This window comes from Brooklawnia sp. (genome assembly GCF_032229645.1).
Lineage (GTDB): Bacteria > Actinomycetota > Actinomycetes > Propionibacteriales > Propionibacteriaceae > Brooklawnia.
Map to the genome: position 1 here is coordinate 1 of NZ_JAVTWX010000108.1, position 5,400 is coordinate 5,400.

General features: G+C 64.1%; 4 protein-coding genes. 3 read left to right on the plus strand and 1 reads right to left on the minus strand.

The window, feature by feature from the left end; all coding sequences use genetic code 11:
- The first annotated feature begins 234 nt into the window (after window positions 1-234).
- Genes metH through AAFP05_RS08050 form a run of 3 tightly spaced genes read left to right on the plus strand, consistent with a single transcriptional unit; the run spans window position 235 to window position 4,301 of the window.
- The gene (gene metH / locus AAFP05_RS08040) at window positions 235-3,723 is read left to right on the plus strand and encodes a methionine synthase (protein ID WP_341729342.1); all 3,489 of its coding nucleotides are present in this window, start codon (window positions 235-237) and stop codon (window positions 3,721-3,723) included.
- Window positions 3,724-3,756: 33 nt separating this feature from the next.
- Window positions 3,757-4,041 carry a type II toxin-antitoxin system Phd/YefM family antitoxin gene (locus AAFP05_RS08045; protein WP_341729343.1) on the plus strand — a complete coding sequence of 95 codons (285 nt, stop codon included), beginning with the start codon at window positions 3,757-3,759 and terminating at the stop codon, window positions 4,039-4,041.
- Window positions 4,038-4,301 (plus strand): type II toxin-antitoxin system RelE/ParE family toxin, encoded by a 264-nt coding sequence (locus AAFP05_RS08050; protein ID WP_341729344.1) that lies wholly within the window; start codon window positions 4,038-4,040, stop codon window positions 4,299-4,301. Before AAFP05_RS08045 ends, AAFP05_RS08050 begins: the two co-directional genes overlap by 4 nt.
- 10 nt (window positions 4,302-4,311) lie before the next feature.
- On the opposite strand, the gene AAFP05_RS08055 is transcribed toward AAFP05_RS08050, so the two are convergent.
- The coding region (locus tag AAFP05_RS08055; RefSeq protein ID WP_341729345.1) for a S49 family peptidase at window positions 4,312-5,400 on the minus strand (1,089 nt) is incomplete at its 5' end.

Here is a 5,400-nt window from a genome sequence, read left to right on the forward strand (position 1 = left end):
TAAGACAGCAGTGCTGTCGCTCGCGCAGACGCTCTACGACGCTGGCGACTAGTCATCGCCACCCGCTACGACAAACACGCCCGCACATTCCTCGGCGGCGTACTACTCGCCGCCGCCATCATCCACACCGAAACCCATTAAGAGACACGCTCTGGTTCGGTCCGGCGATCCGCTGACGGCGAAGTCGTCTGGTCAACAGATCCTCGGGCACGCATCGTCGCTATCCTTGGCGTCGTGTCTGCTGCCATCCGTGATCATCTCTTCCGCCGCGTGCTCGTTGCCGACGGAGCAATGGGCACGATGCTTCAAGGCTTCGATCTGACCCTCGACGATTTCGAGGGATACGAAGGCTGCAACGAGGTACTCAACCGCTCGCGTCCCGACGTGGTGGCCGAGATTCACCGTGCCTACTATCGCGTCGGCAGTGATTGCGTCGAGACCAACACCTTCGGCGCGAACTATGCCGCGCTCAACGAGTACGACATCGCCGACCAGATCGCCGAGCTGGCGCAGGCCGGTGCCCGGATCGCCCGGCAGGTGGCCGACGAGTTCAGCACCCCCGAGCACCCCCGTTTCGTGCTGGGCAGCGTGGGGCCCGGCACGAAGCTGCCGACGCTGGGCCACATCGAAGCGGTTACGCTGCGCGACGCCTACCAGACGCAGGTCGAGGCGATGATCCGTGGTGGCATTGACGCCGTCCAGATCGAAACCTGTCAAGATCTACAACAGGCCAAGGCCGCGGTGATCGGCGCCAAACGGGCGCGAGCCGCCTGCGGAGCCGACGACCTGCCGATTTTCGTCTCGATCACCGTCGAGACCACGGGCTCGATGCTGCTGGGCAGCGAGATCGGGGCCGCGTTGGCCACTCTCGCTCCGCTGGGCATCGATATTCTGGGGCTCAACTGCGCCACCGGTCCTGCCGAGATGGGCGAGCATCTGCGTTATCTGGCCAGGCACGCCGGAATCGGCATCTCGGCCATGCCGAACGCGGGCCTGCCGGAGCTGACGGCCGACGGTGCCCGTTACCCGTTGCAGCCCGACGAGTTGGCGCGTGCACTCGACGACTACGTGGACGAATGCGGGCTGGCGCTGGTGGGCGGTTGCTGTGGCACCACACCCGAGCACATCCGGCAGGTCGTCGACGCCATCGGGCCTCAGCGCGCAGTTCAACAGCGCAGCCCGCAGATCGTCAACGCCGTCGCTTCGCTGTACTCCGACGCCGCCTTGAAGCAGGAGACCAGCTATCTGGCGATCGGCGAGCGCACCAACGCCAACGGTTCGAAGGCATTCCGCGAGGCGATGCTGGCGGGCAACTGGGACGAATGCGTCCAGATCGGACGTGACCAGTCGCGCTCCGGTGCGCACGTCGTCGATCTGTGCGTCGACTATGTCGGACGCGACGGTGCCGATGACATGGTCACACTTGCGTCCAGATTCGCCAGCGCGGTGACTTTGCCGGTGATGCTCGACTCGACCGAGCCTGCGGTGATCGAGGCGGGACTGAACCATTTGCCCGGCCGCGCGATCATCAACTCGGTCAACTTCGAGGATGGTGAGGGGCCCCAGTCGCGTTTCCAGCGGGTGATGCCGCTAGTGGCCGAGCACGGTGCCGCGGTGGTCGCGCTGACCATCGATGAACAAGGTCAGGCCCGCACCACGCAGTGGAAGGTGCAGGTCGCCGAACGGCTGATCGCCACGCTCACCGGCGACTGGGGCATCGATGAGGGCGACATCCTCGTCGACTGCCTGACCTTCCCGATCGCCACCGGCCAGGAGGAGACCAGGCGTGACGGGCTGGCCACCATCGAGGCGATCCGCCAACTCAAGACGGCGCATCCGCGGGTCGGCGCCACTCTTGGTGTGTCCAACATCAGCTTCGGGCTGAACCCGGCGGCACGGGTGGTGCTGAACAGTGTCTTCCTCGACGAGTGCGTCAAGGCCGGACTCGATTCCGCCATCGTCAGCGTCGCGAAGATCATGCCGACCGACCGGATTCCCGACGAGCAGTACCAGACGGCGCTCGACCTGGTCTACGACCGGCGCACCGATGATTACGATCCGCTGTCGAAGTTCCTGGATCTGTTCGAAGGGGTCACTTCGGCGTCGCTCCGCGAACAGCGGGAGGCCGAGCTTGTCAATCTGCCACTGTCCGAGCGGTTGGCGCGGCGCATCGTGGACGGCAACGACAAGGGCCTGGACGCCGATCTCGCCGAGGCGCTGCAGACCAAAGCGGCGTTGGAGATCATCAACGACGACCTGCTCGCGGGCATGAAGACCGTCGGCGAGCTCTTCGGCTCGGGTCAGATGCAGCTGCCGTTCGTCCTGCAGAGCGCGGAGACCATGAAGAAGGCGGTCGCCTATCTGGAGCCGTACATGGAGGCCTCGGACGCAGGCGCCGGCAAGGGCACCTTGGTGCTGGCAACCGTCAAGGGCGATGTGCACGACATCGGCAAGAACCTGGTCGACATCATCGTCTCGAACAATGGCTACACGGTGGTGAACCTGGGCATCAAGCAGCCTGTCTCGGCGATCGTCGATGCGGCGGAGCAGAGCAATGCCGATGTGATCGGTATGTCCGGGCTGCTGGTGAAGTCGACGCTGGTGATGAAGGACAACCTGCTCGAGCTGAACGATCGCGGGCTTTCCAGGCAGTTCCCGGTGATCCTCGGCGGTGCGGCACTCACTCGTCCGTTCGTCGACCAAGACCTGGCCAGCCTCTATGAAGGCACCGTCCGATACGCGAAAGACGCCTTCGAGGGTCTGAATCTGATGGACACCTTCATGGCGATCAAGAGGGGCGATCCGGGCGTCGAACTGCCGCCGGTGCGCGAACGCCGGGTGAAGCCGCGCAAGAACGACCAAGAGCTCCCACCGCTGGACGACGACACGGTGCGCTCGGATGTCGTCCGTCGCATCGACGTGCCGACTCCGCCGTTCTGGGGAAGCCGGGTCGTCAAAGGCATTCAGCTGAGCGAGGTAACCGGATTCCTCGACGAGAAGGCGCTCTTCGTCGGACGCTGGGGCCTGCATGCCGTGCGCAATGGCCACACGGTCGCCGAGCTCATCGAATCCGAAGGCCGACCGCGGCTGCGGGCCCTGCTCGACATGATCCTGGCCGATGGACTCAACGAGTTCGCCGTGGTTTACGGCTACTTCCCCTGCTACTCGCAGGGCAACGATCTGATTGTTCTCGACCCCGTCGACCAGGCTACCGAGACAACCCGGTTCACCTTCCCGCGCCAGCCGCGCGACCGAAGGCTGTGCCTGGCAGATTACTTCAGGGATGCGGACGAGGCCGCCGAGTTGGGGCCCGACGTGCTCGGCCTGCAATTGGTCACGATGGGGCATCGGGTCTCGGCCGCCACCCAGCGGCTCTTCGAGTCCGACAACTACCGCGAGTACCTCGAGTTGCACGGGCTGTCTGTTCAGTTGGCCGAGGCGCTTGCTGAGATGTGGCATCAGAGGGTACGCAGCGAACTCGGATTCGCCGGCCAGGACGGCGAGATCGCAGCTCAGATCGACGATCAGGCCTACCGGGGTAGCCGCTACAGCTTCGGCTACCCGGCGTGCCCCGACCTGGACCTACGCGAACCGCTGTGCCGGCTCTTGGATCCGGAGCGGATCGGAGTCGTGCTTTCCGAGGAGTATCAGCTGCATCCCGAACAGTCGACCGACGCGATGATCGTCCATCACCCGGAGGCGAAGTACTTCGGCGTGCGCTGAGTCGAACACGGGCCACACGCTAGAATTCAGTACATGACCGTGATGCCACTGGCCGAGGCGCGTGCACAGCTCTCGCGCATCATTGATGAAGCCGTGCGAACCCACCAGCGGGTCGAGATCACTCGCAACGGCGTTCGCGCTGCGGTTGTGCTCGGCGCGGACGATTACGACGCGCTGATGGAGACTCTCGACATCCTGGCTGATGCCGACCTGGTCAAGGAGTTGCGGGATGCAATCGATCAGTTTGACGCAGGCGAAGCCCTGACCACTGAGGAAGTCCTCGCCGATCTTTCACCACAGCGGCGAGGGCGTCGGTGATCTACAGCGTCAAATGGTCTCGCGCAGCGAAACGGGCAATCCATCGGGACCTGCCAGAATCAGTGGCGGCGGCATGCCTTGAGTTCATTCTCGGCCCGCTGGCCGAGAATCCGCATCGAGTTGGAAAGCCGCTGCGCGGCGAACTCGAAGGGCTCCATACTGCCCGGCGAGGCGAGTTCCGGGTGATCTACCGGATTGAGGACGAACAGGTGGTCGTTTACGTGGTGACGATCCGTCACCGCCGGGACGCCTATCTGTAGTGTCCTAATCTCAGCCGCCGCAGACTGCGGTGAACTCTCCTGCGAACGCCAGCACGGTCGGCGATCCTACGCAGATCGAGCTGGTGGGGGCGAGCCCGTCGTTGACGCTGAGCGGCTGATTGTGGCCGGGCACCCGGGCCTCCACACCGAAGAGCTGGGCCAGCCCGCCGGGCATGCCGGGGCTCACCACCTTGGTGTCAGAGGCATCGACACCGCTGAACTCGGCGGCCCGCCGGAAGCCATCAGTGCGCCCGAGCATCTCGTCGATCAGGCCTTTGTCGATCGCCGTCTGCGGATCGAACATGAAGGCGCCCAACTCATTGACGATGCGCTCGGCAGGGATGTCACGATGCTGCGAAACGAAGTCGACGAAGGCCTGGTATTCGACCGCGATGTTGCCGGTGTAGGTCTCACGCTCCTGCTCGGTCATCTCACGGAACGGATTTCCGAAATCCTTGCCGGTGCCCTGGGTGAGGTACTCCTGCGTGATGCCGCCGCTGGTCGTCACTCCGGAGCTCAGGATATTGCCGGTCAGGCCGGTCACCTCGCGGTAATAGGCGAACGGTCCCATGATCACCCCGATGCTGCCGATCATGGTGCCATGATCCGAGATGATCAGGTCGGCCGGAGACATCGCATACATGCCACCTGATGCCGACATGCCCTGCACATAGGCGACGACCTTCTTACCGGTGCGTTCCTGATAGCGGACGACCGCATCGGCTATCGCTCGTGATCCCGTGATGCTGCCACCCGGCGTGTTCATCAGCAGCATCACCCCGGCGTAGTCGTCGGTTCCCAAGGCGTCCAGCTGGTCGGCGATCTCGTAGCCGTAGGTGGCGCTGGAATACAACGATGCGCCACCGGCAGTGTCGATCGTGCCCTCGATGTTGAGCGCCAGCAAAGTGTTTGAGGCGTTGGCCGGACCCCAAACATGGGTCATGCTGTTTTGGACACTCGATGCCATGCCACTGAAGGCCCGGCCGACCAGACCCATGCCGAGCAGGCTGACGACGGTCAAGACCAGCGCGACCGCGCCCGCACCGGCGGTGAGTCCGAGGCCCGCACCGAAACCCTTCGCGAAGGGTTGTTTGAAGCC

Bases quoted from the DNA above. Each gene is read 5' to 3' on its own strand.
- AAFP05_RS08045 (WP_341729343.1), top strand. From the start codon at position 3,757: ATGACCGTGATGCCACTGGCCGAGGCGCGTGCACAGCTCTCGCGCATC.